The sequence below is a fragment of the Deltaproteobacteria bacterium genome, from assembly GCA_016210005.1.
Lineage (GTDB): Bacteria > Desulfobacterota > Binatia > HRBIN30 > JACQVA1 > JACQVA1.
On record JACQVA010000235.1, the window covers coordinates 1 to 18,007 of the forward strand.

Consider the following 18,007-nt stretch of genomic DNA (forward strand, 5'->3'; position numbering starts at 1 on the left):
GGTTTTTCGGCCAAGTACGGCGTTGACAAGCTGGTCTACTACGAAGCGCAGGGCTGCGCAGAGACCGCAATCGTGCGGGAGAAGCAGCTGAAGAAGTGGCGCCGCGCCTGGAAGATGACAAATTGCGTCCGTTTCGGCCATGGGCCTCGGCCTGACAGTACACAGTACTGCCAGACTGGTGAGGATTTGCCCGGTCGGCTGTACGTTACCCACAGATTTGTCGCACACCCCTCGAAGGGCGGCAACCTCTATTCGTTCAACGGGCTGTACAGCTCACCGGTATTGGGACACGGATACAAACCAGGTGCCGACAGCTGTCCCCTACTCACACCCGTTGACGTGATGCCCCACAGCCGCAATCAGCTCCGCAGCGCTCATGCGGCCGTTGCGGTCGCGGTCGAACTGCGGGCAGTCGGGCATGAGGAAGGGGTCGAAGGGAATCGCGACGCCGCTGTCTAGCTCGGGCTGCTCGACCACACCGTCACCGTCGCAGTCGCCGGCGCAGCGGCCGGGATCGGAGGTGGCGATGAAGAAGCGGTTGAACGGCGGCACACCGCCGGCGAGGCCGTCGGGGTTGGTGACGAATGTCTGGCGCGGGCCGAGCGGGGCGGCGTAGTCGACGTCGATCCTCGCGCGGATCTGCGTCGGGCCGTCGTAGCCGTAGTCCGGCGGCCGGGGCGGAATCACGTGGATGCCCGCCGCCGGCGAGAAGCTCACTGCCACGCCGGGCTGGAAGCGAATGCCTTTGATGGTGATCTCCAGGTCATGCACGCCCTGCTGCGTGAAGTCGGGCGAGATGCTGGTGATGGCCGGAAGGAGCGGTGTGGGCGTGGGTGTCGCCGTCGGCGGCGGATCCGGGACGCGCGTAACCGTGATCGTCCGCGTCGGGGTCGGCGAAACCGTCGGCGTTGGCGAGAAGCTGGGAGTGACGCTGGCGGTCGGGCTCGGTCCCGTGCGCCGGTTGCCGAAGTTCACCTCGTGCGGGCCCGACGGGCAAACCTCGATCGCTTCGAGATCGGTCTCGCCGTCGTCGGGGAAGGTGGGCTCGAACCCAGGTTTTTGCACTTCCCGGACGTGATACGGCGTGAGATGCGGGAACACCGGCGCGCGCAGGTCGTAACGGCCGCGCTGACCCAGCCTGGTGACCGTGAACGCCACGTCGCGCACCGTGCCCTCGTTGTCCAGCACCTCGATCGTCCACAGGTCTAGCCCCAGCTCGCCGGGGTCCTGGAAGCCGTCGCCGTCGAGGTCCTCGAACTTGACGCCGCTGATCGCCGCCTCGCAGGCGTTGGCAAAGTCGGCACCGGCCCGGTCGGGACAGTCCACGCTGAAGAGCAGGTCGTCGACCGAGTGCGCGACCGTGCGCCGCGTCCAGGCCCGCCAACCGCTGGGCACGGCCTCTCGCAGCACGAGACGGTGCCAGTCGGGATCCAGCGTGCGCGGTCCGAAGTCGTAGTGCCCGTCTTCGTCGGTGATGGTCTCGGTGAGAAGCTTGAAGCAGCCGGTGGTGTCGAGGTCGCAATCGTCCTGGGTGTAGCCGAGCTGAATCGTCCAGCCGCTGAGCCCGGGCTCGTCGCTGTCGCGTTCGCTATCGCCGTCGAGATCCTGGAAGGCCACGCCGTCGATGGTCGGCCGGCAGACGTTGCCGAAATCATGGATGCGCTGCGGTGGGCAGCCGTCCTCGTTGATCAGCCGGAGCACGTCGTGCCTGTGCACGGTCGTTCCCGTGGCGGTCCAGCCGGCGCGCGGTGGTGCGCGCAGGACGAGGTCTTCCCACGCCGGCTCCAGCTCGACGAAGCCGAAGTCGTAGCGGCCGTCGAGGCCGCTGATCGGCCGCGTCGTCTGCCGGGCAATCTCGCGGCCGGCGCGATCGGCCATGATGACGTCCCAGCCGTTGAGGGCGCGCTCGCCGAGGTCGCGGATGCCGTCGCCGTCGGTGTCGTAGAACGTCCGCCCCTGGAAGCGCACCACGCAGGGCCCCACCTGCACTTGATTGAGATCGACGTCGAGGCTGCCGAGGGTGGTGAAGAGCGGCCAGCACACCTGGGCACGCACGAAGCCCGTGCCGCGACTGGTACCGGTGACAGTGCCGTAGGTCGGATCGACCTCCGCCACGATGTTCGGCGGCGGGATCGACCACGAGGTGATGCGGGGAAGATTGGGGGTGTAGAGCTGGAACTGCCACTCGCGGATGGTGATCGACGGCTTGGTCGGGTTCACGTCGGCGGCGAAGCGGACGAAGTAGTTGCCGCCGGTGAACACGCCGTCGGTGAGCGTGGCGCCCAGCGGACAGCAACTGGAGTCGACCAGGCCGATCGAGAGATCCTCCGACAGCTCGCCCAGCCCCGGCAGCAGGCTGTCCAGCTGCTCCTTGATTTCCTCCGCCGCAGCGCTCACCGGCTCAAAGGTGATCTCGACCGGCTCGGTGCCTTCGCGGAAGGCGTTGAACATCGCCACCGTGTGCAGCTCGCGCCTGCCGCCGAGCTTGAGCTGGATCGGGCTCTCGACCGTACCGTCCTCAACACGAATGTCGACGCGCTGAAGCTCAGGCGTCACCCACACAATCATGCTGTCGCTGGCCTTCCCGAGGCAGTATTCCTCCAGATCCAACGTCGCCGTCACCGCCGAGAGCCCGGGCCGCAGGGCGGTGACCGTTCCCTTGTAGATAGGCACGGTGAGGCTGAACTCGTCCTTGACCTGGATGACGTTGTCCATGGTCACCGGCGGGGCGCCGTCAGCTTTCTCCGACCCCGTGGCCGCCTTGGAGGTAACCTCGAAGTCCATGAACGCCCGCAGGGCGAAATCGAAAGCCGGGCCGGCGAGCATGCGGCCGAGCAAGACGTATGGATTACCCGACTTGGGGATGGCGGAGATGACCTTCTGCACCACCGCAACCAGATCGAAGTGGCCGAGCATTCCCCCCAGGATCTCGAACTTGAGGCTCTCGATCTCCACCGTCCCCTCGCGGAAGAAGCGATCCTCGATCGAGCTGGTGCAGGCGGGGCCGTCGGCGAGCAGGATCATGGGCGGATCGGGCAGGTCGCGCGGGGTCATCTTGTCGAGGGCGGCGGCGATCGGGTCGGCGACGAAGCGGTTGGCGAGCGAGCCGGATTTGATCGAGAGCGACTTGGCCCCTAGCAGGCGGATGCCGGAGATGACTAGGGCGTAGTTCGAGCGTACGTCGACGCCGCCGACGTTGCGCACCGCCTGCAGGAGGTTGATGCCGATCCCCTCAGCGCCGGCGGCGAAGACCAGGGTGCCGTCGACGACGCTGAACGCCGCCGGTCTGATCTCCGGCAACGGCGGTGTCGTCTTGGTGCGCAGCTCGTCGATGGCGACCTTCAGCGCCTGCCCGAGCAGCGTGTCCTCGTCAACGTCGATCACGCGCTCCCAGCGGACGTCCGGGGCGGTGGTGATCGGCATACCGGTATCGGCGTCGGTCAGCTCGAGGTCGACCGGGCGGTCGCCGCACAGGCCGCCTCCGATGATGAGCAGCGGCTCCAGGCGGATCTGGAGCCGGCAATCGGCGGGGCAACCGTCGCCGCCCTCGGTGTTGCCGTCGTCGCAGCTCTCGCCGAACTCGGGATCGTCGTCGATGACGTCGTCGCCGCAGCGCGGCTTGGTGCAGTCGGTGCGGCAGGCGTTGGCTTCGGTGTCGCTGTTGTCGTCGCCGTCGTCGCACTCTTCCTCCGGCGCGTCGACGGTGCCGTTGCCGCACAGGATCGGCGTCGGGGTGTGCGTGGGCGTCTGCGTCGGCGTCGCGGTCGGCGTGAACGTCGGCGTGCGGGTCGGCGTGCGGGTCGGCGTCGATGTCGGTGTCAGCGTCAGCGTCGGCGTCGGCGTGTGCGTCGGAGTTCGCGTGGGGGTCGACGTCGGCGTTCGCGTTGGAGTTTGCGTCGGCGTACGGGTGGGGGTGTAAGTCGGCGTGCGGGTCGAGGTGAGCGTGGGGGACCGCGTCGGCGTTCGCGTTGGAGTTAGCGTCGACGTACGGGTCCGGGTCCGGGTGGAGGTTTGGGTAGGCACTGCCCCGCCGCAGTCGAGGCTCAACTCGAACACGCCGTCGGGCTGCAGCAGGTTGATGATCCGCACCTCATAGGTCCCCGCGTCGAGATCGGAGCAGGTGAGCGGCGATGGCCCCGCGCAGCGCAGCCCGCCGCCGAGCCGCAGCTCGATGAAGTTCGGCGTGTCGCAGAAGAGGAAGCCGCAGACGTTCGAGGTGATAGTGACCTCGGCGCCCTCCGGCAGGGCAAGCGCATAGCGGGCCTCGCCGTCTTCTAGAACTTGGCCGTCGAGGTCGGTGGAGGGGCAGTGGATGGCGGGGTTGACAGTCGGGGTGGGGACCGTGGGCGTTGGTAGGGCGGTGGGCGTGCGCACCGCCGTCGGCGTGGCGCCTGCGGGTACGCGGTCGAACTCGAAAGTCACTACGGCGCGGCTGAAGCCAAAGCCCCCGTGGCATATGGTAAGGTACCACTTGTTGCCTGTTAGCCCGGTGAATACGTTTCCATTCAACATCCCGTCGGAGCCGAATTGGCCGGGAGGATAAAGGCCAGAATTTGGGATCACGCCGAAGCCGTTCCTGCAGGCACTATGGATGTCGCCACCGCTGTCGAGCGAGTAGATGCTGAGAGCAATCAACGTGTTACACGGACCGCCGGCCAGCACCTGCGAGCGCAACCGCATCTCGAACGGCGCGCCGAGAGGGACCTCCACGGGGGGATCGTTCCAGCTGAAGCGCACGCGACAGACGATCGGCGTGGGCGGGGGCGGCACGAGGGCAGTCGTCATCTGGTTGCGCCCCGGCTCGTACTCGACCGTTGGCCGGCCCGGCGCCGGCGTCGGCGGGGTGAACGGGTAGACTTGCGCGCCGACGAGTCGCCACACGGTGTCCTGGGCGCACACCTCACCGCTGGCAGCAAGGACGGCGGCGAACGCGATCCACAGCCTCGCGCCGGCTGCGAGCGGTCTTCGTACTTCAGCCGACCGCATGCCGGCTCTATCCCTCTAAACGCTTGGATTTCACAATCGCGTGCCGGTAAGATAACGGTAAAATCTGCTGAAGTGAGGAATAAGGACCGTCGATGGAAGCCATGTCTACTTCGACTGGCCGGGTGCACGGGGCGGCACCGAGAACGGCGCCGGCGCTCGCCCTCGGCCGCTGAGCGTATGCGCGGCGTGATCCACATCCCGCCCTACCGCCTCGATGGCGAGACGCGGACGCTGTGGCGCGGTAGCAGCCAGATCCCGTTGCGCGCGAAGAGTTTCACGGTGCTTGCGTATCTGGTGCGCAGCGCCGGCCACGTACTATCCAAGGCGGAGCTGCTGTCGGCGCTCTGGCCCGGCGTGCATGTCGCCGACGCCGCGCTCAAGGTCTGCGTGCGCGAGATCCGCCGGGCGCTCGCCGACGACGCCGGCGCGCCACGCTTCATCGAGACGGTCGGCCGTGTCGGTTATCGCTTCGTCGGCGAGACCGCGCGCGACGAGGCAAGGGCACAGGCGGCGGGCGACGCCTTCGTCGGCCGAACGGCTGAGCTTGAGCGCCTGGGCAGCGCCCTGAGGCGCGCTCTCCACGGCCGCCGCCAGTTTGTGTTCGTCACCGGGGAAGCCGGCATCGGCAAGACGGCCCTCTTGCAACGCTTCCGCCAAGTTCACCTGCGCGGTGTGACTGTGGCCCGCGGCCAGTGCGTCGAGCAAGCGGGCGGCGACGAAGCCTACGGGCCCCTCTTGGAGGCGATCCGCGCTCTGTGTAGCGAGGACGGCGGTCATCTCGTCGCCCTGCTCCGCCGCACCACCCCCGCATGGCTTACGTATCTGCCGGGGCTGATCAGCGATCATGAGCGACTGACCCTGGCACGCGAGCTGTGGGGCACAGGCCAGCAGCACCTGCTCCGCGGTCTGGTCGGCGGTCTCGAAGCCATCGCCGCGCACGAGCCGCTCATGCTGCTGATCGAGGACTTGCACTGGAGTGACCGCCCGACGCTGGAGCTGCTCACCGCGCTCGCCCGGCGCACCGAGCCGGCGCGGTTGCTGGTGGTAGGCACCTACCGCTCCGAGGATACGGCCGTGGCGACGGCTTCGGTGGCGTCAACTGTCGCCGAGCTACGACTTCGCGGCAGCGCCGACGAGATCGCCCTGTTAGGGCTCGCGCCCGCCGAGATCGGCCAGTACGTTTGCGAGCGCTTTCCCGATCTCGCGCAGTCGAAAGAGCTCGCCAGCGCCGTGTGGCGCCAGACCGAGGGCAATCCGCTGTACGCGGTCAACACGCTCGACCGCCTCGTTGCCGACGGCGCTCTCATCCGCCCGCAGGGACGCTGGCGGCTCGCCCCGGGGCAGCGGCCGGTGGCAGACCTCGTGCCGGAGACGCTTGCGGCCACACTGCGGGCTCAGGTGGAGGCGCTGCATCCGGCCGACGTGCGCGTGCTCGAGGTGGCCGGTCTCGTCGGTCTTCGCTTTGACACCCACACCGTGGGGGCGGCGCTCAAGACTAGCCCCGAGCACGTTCGCGCAGTGTGCAACGGGGTGGTTGCCGCCGGGCGGATGCTGAGCGCCGCGGGTGAAGACGAGTGGCCCGATGGGACAAAAGCGGCAGAGTTCGCGTTTGCTCACGCCGTCTATCGCGATGCCTTCGCTCGGCGCGTCGATGCCGCACGGCGCGGCGCTCTGCACCGGCGCATCGCCGAGGCCCTCGATCGCGGGTACAGCGGCAACGCCGGCCCCGTCGCCGCGCGGCTCGCCGGGCACTACGAGGCGGCCGGGCTGTACGCCCGTGCGGCCGGGCATCGCAAGGCGGCGGCGGCAACCGCTATCGCTCGCTGCGCCTATCCGGAAGCCATCGCACACGTCGAGCGCGGCCTCGACCTGCTCAAGCATCTGCCCGCTTCCCGGCAGCGAGACAGCTTGGAGCTGGCCCTGCGCTCGACCGGCAGTACGGCGCTGATCGACACCAAGGGGTTTGCCGCACCGGCTGTGCGCGACACCTTCGATCGCAGCCTGGCGCTGTGTCGCCGGTTGCGGCAGGCGCCCGAGCTGTTTCAGGTCCTTGACGGCTTGCACAGCTACGCCGTCACTGCCGGCGATTTGCAGACCGGCGAGCAGTTGGCGCGCCGGATGATGCGACTCGCCGAGCGAAGGCGTGATCCGTCGCTGCTAGTGGAGGCCCATCACGTTCTCGGATGCGTGCGCTGGCGGCGCGGCGACCTGGCCGGTGGGCGCCGCCACCTGGAAGCGGCGATCGCGCTCTACACGCCCGAGGCGGGAGCGATCGGGCTGCGCTACTGCGGGCACGATCCGAAGGTATGCTGTCTTGGTAACCTCGGCCTAGTCCTGTGGCACTCCGGCTACCCCGACCGCGCCCTCCAAGCGGGGGAAGACGCGCGTCGCTGGGGACACACGGTCGGCCATCCCTACTCCGCCGCGCTGGGCGAGCTGCTGCTGTCCTGGCTTCGCGCGTTGCGCGCGGAATTTCGGCTGGCACGCGAGCACGCGGAAGCGGCGCAGGCCATCGCCGGGCGCTACGATCTGGAGGCGATCGAACTGGAGAGCGCCATGTTCTGGGGGCTGGCGCTCGCGGGGCTGGGAGAGGCGGACACGGGCGCCCGGCGGGCAATCGAGGCTTTCGAGAGGTACCAGCGATTGGCGCCGGTCAGCGCCGACCTGTGCGTGCTTCTGGCGAGTGCCTTGCTGCTGGCGGGCCGAGGAGAAACCGCCGGCCGGGCGATCGATCTGGCACAAGAGGATCTTGCCCGCCATGGGCCGGCGTTCTCGCAGATCGACATCTTTCTGATCGACGCGATCGTGCATGGCTGGAGCAGCGACGTAGAAACCGCCCGTCACCGTCTGAACCAAGCGGTAGTGCTCTGCCGCCGCTGCGGCGCTGCGGCGCTGGAGCTGCGCGCCCTGCTTGTACTATGTTCCCTGCCGGCCGCAGACAAACAACGCGCCGGCGCACTGCGGCTGCTGAAGCAGTGCCGGTCTCGCTTCACCGAGGGGTTCGAGACACGCGATCTCCGGGAGTCGGCCGGGCTGCTCGCTCAACAAGCCGTGGGGGCTGTTTCACCAGTTCGCCGCGCTGCCAACAAATGGCCGGCCCGCCGCTCGCGGCGATCGACTGCCCTCCAGTAGACCGCCTCCGATCGCAGCAGTACTCCCCGCCTGACCGCCGGCGCCGAGACGAACTTCGAGAAGGGCTAGCGAAGCTGCGGTTCCGGCCCGGGGGCATCAACCGCTGGGGGTGCCTGCTTCTTCGCTGGCTTCGGAGAACCGGCGAGGGTTCGCGACTTCGCCAGCGCGTCGGCGATGTCGGCCTTCAACGCGGCGGTCAAACCATCGGCCTCGACGCCTTCGCGCACACCGGCGTGCCACTCCATCGGCTTAACCGTGCGTGCAGCGGCCCGCAGCTGGTGCACAAGGTGCTCGTCAATGCCGGCAATGGCATCACGCAGTTGCTCCAGTGGGGGTGCCAACGCCCGCGGATCGGTGCCGCTGGTGGCCTGAATGATCTTCGCAGCCCGAACCAACGAGGCAAACAGCCGCACCACTTGCTCGGGCTCGATCCCGACCTGGCGGGCGGTGGCCTTGGCGCGTTCGAGCACGCGGGCCTCCTGCCCGCGATCCTCGATCGGCAGGCCCTGTGCGATCTTGGTGGCGGCCACCAGCGGCATCAGCCGGCAGCGCAGGTCAATGTCTTGTAGAACCGCTTCGCGGTCGGCACCGGCGGCGAAGAACATGCTGTCGCCGAGCCATTGGCGGCGCAACTGCCCGAGCCAGCCGTCGCGCTCGCGTTCGCGCAGCCAGGTGTCGAGCCAGTGCGCCAGCTCGGGTGCGGCGCGCCGCACCAGCAACGCCTTGCGGTCGCGGCTGAACGGCCCGATCAGACTCAGCTCCGGACGCAGCCAACCGCGCGCCTCGATGGTGTCGGTGAGGGCGGCGTGCACGCGCGCACCCAACACCCGGTCCGGCAGCTCGCTGTTGTCGGTGACCGGCTCAATTGTGGCATTGGGAAACAAGCGGTGCGCGAGCCGCTCGAGATGACCGCCACGATTGACGGCGATATGTACCCCCGGCCGATTGAGGGCGGCACGGTCGGCCAAACGCTCGCTGTCCTCGCGCCGGACTAACGCCACCGCGCCGGCCACTGCATACGGGCGCGTGTAGCGGCCGAGCAGTGCCCGCTCCGGGCGCACGGTCACGCCGCTGGCGACGAGGTCGAACTTGCCGGCACTGAGGTCGTCCGCCAAATCAGGCCAGCGGAAGCGCACCCACTGCACGCGCACGCCGAGATCACGCGCGATGCGGGTGGCCACCTCGGCGTCGAAGCCGGTAATGGTGTCGCCTTTGGCTAGGCTGAAAGGAGCATAGTCGCCGGCGGTACCGACCCGCAGGACGCCCGTCCGGCGCAGGGCGCCGAGATCTTGACCGAGCGCCGCGCGCCCGCCCGCCACCAGCGCCAGCGCCACCACCAACGCTTTCCAATGTTTACCCAGCCCGCAATCGACCCGCTCGCGCACACTGCCCTCCCGCTTGGCTTTCTTGGGGGAGAGTTGACAGCTCTGAGCGCGGCAGGCAAGAGACGCAGCCGAGAAAGGCAAGACGTGATGTCATGGCGGAATTGACCGCGGCGGAGTTCACCAAGGCAATTACCCTGCTGGCCGATGAAATGGGCTTGCAGCGCTTGCGCGATAAATTGGTGCATCTCAACGCGCTGGTGACGCGGCGCAAGCTCCCGTCGGCGGCGGCGTTGGCCGAGCAGCTCTACATGCTCAGCGCCGGCTTGCGGCGGCGCGTGCCGGCCACCTACGCCTTCCACACGCTGTGGACCGAACGGCTCACGGCCAAACTCGGCGAGGAGGGCGAAAAGAAGGTCGAGCAGCTGGCCGAGGGCATCAACGCCTGCCTGGATGAGCGCGAGCAGATCATTCCCGAGAAGGCCGCCGAGCTCGAGGCCGCGCTGGCGGCCTATGAACAGGCGCTGGCGGAAATCGTCGGCAACGACAGCGCGCGACTCGACATGATCTTGAAGGCGGTGCCCGCAGTCGCCACCCAGCTGCGGCGCTCGTAGGCGAGCGTGCTGTTTTGCGCACCGCCTGCGTTCAGGCCGCGCCGCCATGCAACTCGCCGAGCTGATCCTTGATGCCGGCGTGCTGGCGCACGCTGGGCCGCTTGCCGTCGAAGTGCGACAGCTCACCGCTGACTCGCGCGCGGTAGAGCAGGGGGACGTCTTCGTCTGTTTGCCCGGCTATCGCACCGAGGGCGGCGAGACCCGCGCTGATCGGCACGACTTCATCCCGATGGCGCTGGCCCGCGGCGCGCGCGCGCTGGTGGTCGAAAGAGAGCAGGCGCCGATTCACGGCGTCACCGTGGTGCGCGTGGCCGACTGCTGGGCGGCGATCGCCGCGATGAGTTGCCGTTTCTTCGGCAACCCGTCGTCATCGCTGCGGATGGTCGGGGTAACGGGCACGTGCGGGAAAACCTCAACCACGTATTTCATCGACGCGGTGCTGTCCGCCGCCGGGCAGCTCTGTGCGCGGCTGGGTACGGTGGAGTACCGCATCGGTAGCCAGGTCTGGGCGGCGGCCCAGACCACGCCGGAAGCCCCGGAGCTGCAGCGGCTGTTGCGCCTGGCCGTCGACCGCGGCGCCACGGCGGCGGTAATGGAAGTGTCCTCTCACGCGCTGGCGCTGCGGCGAGTGGCCGGCATCGCCTTCGACGTGGCGGTGTTTACCAACCTGAGCCAGGACCACCTTAACTTCCACCCCGACATGCACCACTATCTGCGCGCCAAGGGCCGGCTGTTCGAAGAGCTCGCCAGCGGCGGCAAAGCTGCCACCGCGGTGGTCAACACCGACGACCTGGCGAGCGCCCACATCATCGCGGTCAACCGCGGTAGGCTGCTGACCTACGGCATCGAGTCGGCCGCCGACGTACGCGCGCGCGGGCTGGCGATGGCGCTTGACGGCGTCAGCTTCAGCGCCGACACCCCCTGCGGTTCACTTGAGGTTAGCTTGCGTCACTTGGGCGAGTACAGCGTGTACAACGCGCTGGCCGCGATTGGGACGGGCGTGGCCATGGGCATCCCGCTGGCGCAGATTCGCGCCGGTCTGGCGCAAGCGCCGCCGGTGCCGGGGCGTTTCGAATTGGTCGACTGCGGGCAGGATTTCGGCGTGGCGGTGGACTACGCCCACAAGCCCGACGCGCTCGAACGTCTGCTCGCCAGTGCGCGCACGCTCAAGCCCAAGCGGCTGATCACCGTCTTCGGCTGCGGCGGCGATCGCGACCGCGGGAAGCGGCCGCTGATGGGCCGGATCGCGGCACGGCTGAGCGACCTGGTGATCGTGACCTCCGACAACCCCCGCTCGGAGGAGCCGGCGGCGATCATCGCCGAGATCACGCACGGTCTTGCCGGTAGCGCCACGAGCTACCGCGTCGAACCGGATCGCGCCGCCGCCATCGACTTAGCGATTACCCTCGCTCAGCCCGGCGACCTGGTGCTGATCGCCGGCAAGGGCCACGAAACCTATCAGCTGTTCGCCGACCGGCGCATTGAGTTCGATGACCGCGAGGTGGCGCGCGCCGCGATCGCGCGGCATCGCTGAAAGACTGAGAACGGGGTGCTGCCGGCGCTACTGCGGCACTACCCGCGCCAAGCCTTCGGCCACGGCGGTCGGGTTGAAGGTGGCCTTGTTGGCCAGCGTGCGGCTGCCGCCGGTGAGGAAGTTGCCGTCGCGGTTGCTGGGCTCGCGATCCATGATCAGTACCACCGGCAGGGCGGCGCTGCCGTTGCTGCGCAAGCCGGCGATGGTGCGAAAGACGTCCACGCTGTTGGGCGAAAGGTGCAACACGATCGCGTCGGGCCGCACGCTCGGGAGCAAGTCGAGCGCCTGTTTGCCGTCCAACGTCACCGCTGCGGACAACCCCGCGCCGGTCAGCTGCTCGCGCACGCCGGCCACGACATCGATGTCGGCGCTCATCGCCAGCACCCGCTTGGCACGCGGCGCCAGGCGTGCCAGCGCATCGAGCAGGCGCTGGGGCTCGTTGGGCCACAGCACGCAGTCCGACGGCCCAAAGCAGAATCCGGCCTTCTCGCTGGCCCTGGCGTACAGCAACAGCGGCACGCCTTCGGTGTCGGCGTGCGCGCGCAGGGCGCGCACCAGTTGCCAGCCGTTACTGCCGGACATGACGTTGACCGCCACTGCGCCCAGCCGCTTGCCGGCGAGCGCGGTCACGGCCGCCTCGGTGGGCTCGCAGCCGACCGCATTCCAGCCGGCCGCGGCAAGTGTGGCAACCATCGCGCAGCCGAGTTCGCCGTCAACGACGGCGATGGTAGCCGGAGCGGGTTCTTCCTCCAGAACTGGCTCAGCTTCGGCCACGAGGGTGTCGTCGAGTGCCGGTTCTCCGAGATCGTCCAATCCCGGGATGACGCAGCGTTCGATTTCGAGTGCCGGCTGGCTCTCATCCACGGCCAAGGCCTCGGCCAGGGCGAGGTGTTCTTTGCGGGTACGTTCGAGCTCGGCTTCCAATTCGCCGGCGCGGGCGTGGAGGGCGGCGCGTTCGTTTTCCCACTCGCCGGCGAGCTGCTCCAGTTCGGCGCGGCGGTCGGCGCGTTCTTGATCGGCACTCGTGGCCAGCTCCGCGATCTGCGCCTGCAGGGCAGCCAATTCGGCCTCACGCTTGGCTAGGCGCTGTTGCGCGGCGTCGTGCTCGGCTTGTGCCGTCGTGAGTTCGCTGCGCCACGTAGCCGCGGTGACCTCGGCATGAGCACGTTGCTCCGCCAACGACTCAGCTGCGGCAGCCAGCTCAGCGCGCAGCTGCTCAACGTCGCGCTGCATTGCCTCTGCGCTCTCGCTGGCGGCGGCGTAGGCGGCGGTGGTCTCGTCACGCTCGCGCTGCAAGCCACCGAGCGCGGCCTGCACTTCTGCCAGTTGCCGGCGTAGCAGCTCGGCCTCCCGGCCATGATGGGTGCGGTTCTGCTCGAACTCTGCTTGCACCGTCGCGTGACGGGCAGTCGTGGTGGCCAACTCGCTTTCGAGTTGCTGGGCACGCGCCAGCTGCTCGGCCACGGCCGCCTCCAGTTGGCGGCGCGCGGCGGCCAGGGCGTCGCGTTCCTGCGCCAGGCGCTCGGCGTACGAGGAGCGCTCGCCGGCGTCGTGCTCGTAGCGCGCGCGCAGTTCGCCGAGCTGTGCGTGCAGATCGGCGATTTGCTGATCGCGGGCATTGACCGCGGCGTTGCGCTCGGCCTGGCCACGGTCCTGCTCGGCGCGCAAAGCGGCGCACAGCGCCTCGAGCTGCTCGCGATCACCCTGCACGGCCGCGCGGGCGGCTTCGGCCGCCGCCAGTTGCGCCTGCAGTTGCGCGTGCTCTGCCTGCAGTTGCCGGGTGGTTTCGTCTAGTGCTTGCAGTTGGCCGGTGGCGTGCTCGGCGGCCGCCAGCTGTTCGGTCTCCAGCCGCGCCAACGCCTCGGCGAGGCGGGTGCGCTCGGCTTCGGCAGCCTCGGCACGTTCGGAGAGTTGCTGGAGCTGCGCCGCCCACGTTGGCTCGCGTTCGCTCCACACCCGCAACTCGGCGTTGAGCCGCTGGCGTTCGTGCTCAGCATCGCTCAACGCGGCCACGTGCTCGGCGCGCAGTTGGGCGAGCTTCTTCTCCACTTGCGCTAAGCGGGTTGCGCTCAGCTTGGCGGAGGTAGCGCTGGCGTCGCCTGCCTCGTGCGCCGTCGCCAGCGCCTGGTGCAAGGCCGCCGCCGCCGCCTGCGCCTGCGCCAACTCCTGGCTCAGCTCGTCGCGTACGTGGCGCTGTTCGTCGAGCTGCTGCTGCAAGCGAGTCACCGCCTGTTCGGTGGCGGCGGCCCCGAGTTGCGTGGCCTCGTAGGCCTCACGCAACTCGGCGTGCTGGGCCTGCAACGCCTGATGCGCTGCCAGGCTTGCGGCCAGCTGCTGCTGCAACTCGGCGGCGCGGGCTTGCACCGCTTCGAGCCGGCCAAGCACCTGCTCGTGAGCGGCACGCAACTCGCCGGCCGCTGCACTCAAGGCGGTGTGCTCGGCCTCGAGCGTGCCGAGACGTTCGCGCAAGCTTGCCATGGTGGCGGCATCGCGCTCGCGTTCGCCGGCACTGGCCTGCACCTGCTCGCTGTGTTGGCGCAGGGCGGTGTCGTAGCGCTCGACCAGCTCGCGGTGAGCACGCTGCAACTCGCCGAGCTGAAGCGTGGTGCGCTCGGCGTTGGCAGTCGCCGCCGTCAGGGCGTCGTTGAGGCGGCGGGCTTCCGTGCGCTGGCTGTCGAGTGCGGTCCGAGCATCGGCGAAGCTAGCCAATTCGCCGCGGGTGGCGGCCAACTGACTGGCCAAGCGATCGCGCTCGCCTTCGAGTGCCGCCACGGTCTCCGCCACGTGAGCAAAGCGCTGGCGCTCGGCCTCCAACGTCTCGGTGGCGGCGCGGCGGGTTTCGGCCAGCTCCTTGGCGTGTCGCCACAGTGACTCGTCGAAAGCGGCGCGCAGGCGGGCGAGTTCTTCGGCTTCGGCCGCGCGTTGGCGATCGGCGAGCGCCAGCGGTGCCGGCTGGGCCTCGGCCTCGCTGCCGGCACGAGCACTGGGAACGGCGCTGCCAACTGTGCTATGCGGCAACTCGACGAACGCCAGCGCGCACACTTTGAGGGCTTGCCCCAGCGCTTGCAGCTGAGCATCGCTGAAGCCATGCGGCTTGTTGGCGAACAGCACCAGCACGCCGGCGCGGGCGTAACCGTGGAAGAACGGCAGGGTAGCGATGGTGAGCCGGCGCGGACTAACTTCGATCAGCGGGCGCGGTACGAACGGATTCTGGTGCGCCGCTTCAATCACGCTGATGCGGCGGTTGGTGAGGCCGCGCATCGGAATGTCCCAGCCCGGCCCGGCCACGCCGCCGCCAAGGATCTGGCAGGCCTCGTCGTTTAAGCCGGTGGCGGCCAGCAGCGCCAAGCGATCGCGCCGCTGCTCGTATGCCAGGAGCGCGACGGCGGCCGCGTTCATGGCCCGGGTTATGAATTGCGCGGCTTGCTGCGCGAACTCGTCGCGCGGCAAACGCTGGCCGTAGAGATCGAGCAGCTTCTGCCGCAGGCTGTTCAGGTTGGTCCCGACCGCGTGCAGCTGTGTCGGGGCCGGGCGCTCGCCGCCCGAGGCGGCCGGTTCGGCCACCCGCGCGGGCTCAGGCGTTGTCGCCGGCTGATCGGGTTCCGCCTTGCGGCGAGCGAGTCGCAGGCCCCACGCCATCAGGCCGCCCCCCGGTACGCCGCCACAACCGCGGGCCAATCGCTCGCGCCAGTGGCGTCGATGATAAGTTCCACCTCGTCACTGCTGCTTCCCGCCAGCTCCGACCACACGAGCTGGGCCGTCAACGCGATCGATTGCCCACCAATCCAGGCGGTGAGCCGGAGCGGACGTCCCTCGTTGCTCCACAAGGCAAGTTCGGAGGGATTAAGTAACGCAGGTCGGTTCTTCGCCAGCAGGACTGCCAGACCGGAACCCGACAGCGAGGAGATCCGCAGCGGAATCGGTCCGCGGCGGCACAGATGCTCGTCATCCAAGCAAAGTTGAAGTGCCGCCGCCGCTATCGCCTGAGACTGGTTCGTCATCGGGCTTACTCCTGCCCGGCATGAACCGATCGCAAGAGGCATACCAGTTGATGCTCGGGACGGTGCGCCACCAAGAGCGCCCCGCCCAGTGATGATGTTTTTGACGTTGCGCTACCGAATAGCCGAAAGCTGACGCAAATCCGCGCGTTCCCTTTCATCTGATGTGGCAAGCGGTGGACACGGCGCCGGCCGGCCGCCAATGACGAGTCGCGCCCCGACTGCCGAGCCTTTGCCGAACGGCAAACGGCCGACGGGGGGGCTAGACGCTGAGTCTGCCGGGCCGTCGGTGCCAGGGTCGTCGGCGAAGAGCTACTGGGAATTGCGGGCGGCGAACTTCTCGCAGATCGGGTTACCCAGGCGGTCCAGCAAATCCAGGTCGATCTTGACGGCGGCAAGCTAACAATTCGTCACGGCGATCTGAGGCTGGTGGCGCGGGAGCAACGCGACCACCTTCGCCGGCGGGAACGCCCTGCTCGCACGTTGATGTTGGCAGCGTACCGAGCGCGATGTTGACCAGCGTGGCCAGCTCGTCGACGGTGACCCGCGCGCTCGCCGCATTGCTGGTGGCTTGGTTCGGGGCGGGGAATATACAGCGGGCGATCCTTCGATGCGCGCCGACCCCGGTCGCTACTTCTTCGAGAACTCGTAGCTCTTGCCCGTCTCGATCAACGCGCGAAAATTCTCCGGCTTGACGTTGGGCGGCACGCTGCAGCCGCTGCCGAGGATGAAGCCGCCGTCGCCGCCGACCTTGTCGATCAGCTGCTTGCAGTAGGCGGAAACCTCCGCCGGCGTGCCCAGGGCCAGCAGTGCCGCCGGCACATCGCCGCGCAGGCACAAGTGACCGCGGAGCACTTCCTTAGCGCGCAAGATGTCGGTGACGCCGTCCAACTCCAGCACCGCCGAGCCCCGCGGCAGCCGCTTGAACTGCGCCAGGTTCTTGTCCCAGCACTGGTCGAGGTGGAAGATCGTCACGATGCCTTCAGCCCAGCACGCCTCCACCACCGCTTGCGTCGCTGGCCACCAGAAGCGCTCGCACATGGCCGGCGGATAGAAGAAGCCGCCGGCGCGTTCTTCGGTAAACAGCCACAGATCTATGCCGGAGGCCTTGATGATACCGATCTGCTTCGCGATCAGGTCGGCCGTCATCCGCTTGATGGCCCGCTCCACCGGCACGGGGTTGTAGTAGAGGTCCTGGGTGAAGGGCACCATCGACCGCATCAGTGAGAGCGCGAAGAACGGGTGCAGGCTGTAGCCTGCGAAGAACGGCCGCGTACCGCGCTTGCTGCACTCGGCGGCGAAGCGCTCGAAGCCCGCCACCAGGCGACTGATCGTGTCGGGCACCTCGGCCGGCGCCAGGCCGGTGATACGCCAGAGAAAGTCGTCGTAGTAGAACTGCTCGAAGCCCATCTCGGTGATCTTGTCGTAGTCTGCGGGCTGGAGCATTTCCTGCTCGTCGAGTTGGAACGGCTGATCATCCGCGAGGTCCTTGCCGGGGATGCGCATCTTGAGCGGATACACGCCGCCGGCCTGTAGCTGGGCGGGCGCGTACGCTGCCGGGTAGGGATTCTCCCAACCGCCGTACTGGTCGAAGACTTTGAACACCGCCTCCACAACCACCTGGTTGTCGCCGGCGATCTGCGCTTGCGACAAGCCGGCGAGACCACCTGCCGGTTCCGGCAGCAGCGTCGGCAGCACCGGGACGCGGTCGGGCTGCTCCAGCCGGATCGCCGCCCACAGGCGTTCGTCGGGTGTCATGAATTCATTGGCCACGAGTCCCCCCCAGGCAGTACCGTACCCCCGCTGTGGCGTCCGTGGTTTGGAAGTCAGCGCCGACGTAAGCTTGCACTGCCGGGGTCGTCACGCCGCCGCCGACCAGCAGCTTGAGCCGATTTCTGAGTCCGGCCTGCACCAACAGCTCGGCTGCTTCCTTCATGCTGGGGAAGGCGGTGGTCACCAGCGTGGAGAAGCCGACGAAGTCGGGTTGGAGCGCGCGCACGCGCTCGAGCAGCAGCGCGGGCATGACGTTCACGCCTAAGTCATGCACGCTGAAGCCGCGGGCGCGCAGGAGCGTGGCGAAGATGTTCTTCCCGAGGTCATGAATATCGCCGCGCATGGTCGCTACCACCACCGTGGCGAGCGGCTCGGCGGAGCGGGTCTGAGTCAGGTGCGGTTCGAGCACGGTTGCCGCGGTCTTGAAGATCTCGGCAGCCAACAGCAACTCCGACAGGAAGTAGTCGCCGGCTTGAAAGCGCTCGCCGACGAGCGTCATGCCCTGGCGGCAGGCTTCGAGAATCGCCAAGGGGTCGGCGCCGCGATCGAGTTGACCCGCAACGATCCGCAGCGCGTCAGCGCGCCTCAACTCCACCACGGCGGCACTCAGCTCGTCTTCCATCTCGTGTCCTCAGCGTCGAAAGTTGC

The 18,007-nt window shown here is 68.3% G+C and carries 9 protein-coding genes; 3 read left to right on the plus strand and 6 right to left on the minus strand.

Going from position 1 to position 18,007, the window contains the following annotated elements; all coding sequences use genetic code 11:
- Nucleotides 1-321: 321 nt before the first annotated feature.
- The gene (locus tag HY699_22355) at nucleotides 322-4,986 is read right to left on the minus strand and encodes a hypothetical protein (GenBank protein MBI4518550.1); all 4,665 of its coding nucleotides are present in this window, start codon (nucleotides 4,984-4,986) and stop codon (nucleotides 322-324) included.
- A gap of 177 nt (nucleotides 4,987-5,163) precedes the next feature.
- On the opposite strand from HY699_22355, the gene HY699_22360 reads away from it, so the two are divergent.
- Nucleotides 5,164-8,118 carry an AAA family ATPase gene (locus tag HY699_22360; GenBank protein MBI4518551.1) on the plus strand — a complete coding sequence of 985 codons (2,955 nt, stop codon included), beginning with the start codon at nucleotides 5,164-5,166 and terminating at the stop codon, nucleotides 8,116-8,118.
- A 65-nt stretch (nucleotides 8,119-8,183) separates the two neighbouring features.
- Here the strand turns inward: HY699_22360 and HY699_22365 are convergent, their stop codons facing one another.
- A complete protein-coding gene (locus tag HY699_22365; protein ID MBI4518552.1) occupies nucleotides 8,184-9,503 on the minus strand; it encodes a transporter substrate-binding domain-containing protein in 1,320 nt (439 codons plus the stop codon).
- 92 nt (nucleotides 9,504-9,595) lie between these two features.
- Between HY699_22365 and HY699_22370 the strand changes: the two genes are divergently transcribed.
- Together HY699_22370 and HY699_22375 are read left to right on the plus strand one after the other, a co-directional pair.
- Nucleotides 9,596-10,054, plus strand: a complete 459-nt coding sequence (locus HY699_22370) for a hypothetical protein (protein MBI4518553.1) — start codon at nucleotides 9,596-9,598, stop codon at nucleotides 10,052-10,054.
- 46 nt (nucleotides 10,055-10,100) lie between these two features.
- Nucleotides 10,101-11,588 (plus strand): UDP-N-acetylmuramoyl-L-alanyl-D-glutamate--2,6-diaminopimelate ligase, encoded by a 1,488-nt coding sequence (locus HY699_22375; protein ID MBI4518554.1) that lies wholly within the window; start codon nucleotides 10,101-10,103, stop codon nucleotides 11,586-11,588.
- A 27-nt stretch (nucleotides 11,589-11,615) separates the two neighbouring features.
- Here HY699_22375 and HY699_22380 read toward each other — a convergent pair whose 3' ends face one another.
- From HY699_22380 to HY699_22395, 4 genes are all read right to left on the minus strand, one after another.
- Complete coding sequence (locus HY699_22380; protein ID MBI4518555.1) at nucleotides 11,616-15,227, minus strand: hypothetical protein; 3,612 nt, start codon at nucleotides 15,225-15,227, stop codon at nucleotides 11,616-11,618.
- Nucleotides 15,227-15,589 (minus strand): hypothetical protein, encoded by a 363-nt coding sequence (locus tag HY699_22385; protein ID MBI4518556.1) that lies wholly within the window; start codon nucleotides 15,587-15,589, stop codon nucleotides 15,227-15,229. The genes HY699_22380 and HY699_22385 overlap by 1 nt, the downstream gene beginning before the upstream one ends.
- A 627-nt stretch (nucleotides 15,590-16,216) precedes the next feature.
- Nucleotides 16,217-17,359: a hypothetical protein gene (locus tag HY699_22390; protein MBI4518557.1), complete on the minus strand. Its 1,143-nt coding sequence runs from the start codon at nucleotides 17,357-17,359 to the stop codon at nucleotides 16,217-16,219.
- The gene (locus HY699_22395; GenBank protein ID MBI4518558.1) at nucleotides 17,349-17,981 is read right to left on the minus strand and encodes a cobalamin B12-binding domain-containing protein; all 633 of its coding nucleotides are present in this window, start codon (nucleotides 17,979-17,981) and stop codon (nucleotides 17,349-17,351) included. The genes HY699_22390 and HY699_22395 overlap by 11 nt, the downstream gene beginning before the upstream one ends.
- Nucleotides 17,982-18,007: the final 26 nt, after the last annotated feature.

Excerpts from the sequence above, each read along its gene's own strand:
- HY699_22355 (MBI4518550.1), bottom strand. The coding sequence starts at position 4,986 with ATGCGGTCGGCTGAAGTACGAAGACCGCTCGCAGCCGGCGCGAGGCTG.
- HY699_22360 (MBI4518551.1), top strand. The coding sequence starts at position 5,164 with ATGCGCGGCGTGATCCACATCCCGCCCTACCGCCTCGATGGCGAGACG.
- HY699_22370 (MBI4518553.1), top strand. The coding sequence starts at position 9,596 with ATGGCGGAATTGACCGCGGCGGAGTTCACCAAGGCAATTACCCTGCTG.
- HY699_22375 (MBI4518554.1), top strand. The coding sequence starts at position 10,101 with ATGCAACTCGCCGAGCTGATCCTTGATGCCGGCGTGCTGGCGCACGCT.
- HY699_22380 (MBI4518555.1), bottom strand. The coding sequence starts at position 15,227 with ATGGCGTGGGGCCTGCGACTCGCTCGCCGCAAGGCGGAACCCGATCAG.
- HY699_22385 (MBI4518556.1), bottom strand. The coding sequence starts at position 15,589 with ATGACGAACCAGTCTCAGGCGATAGCGGCGGCGGCACTTCAACTTTGC.
- HY699_22395 (MBI4518558.1), bottom strand. The coding sequence starts at position 17,981 with ATGGAAGACGAGCTGAGTGCCGCCGTGGTGGAGTTGAGGCGCGCTGAC.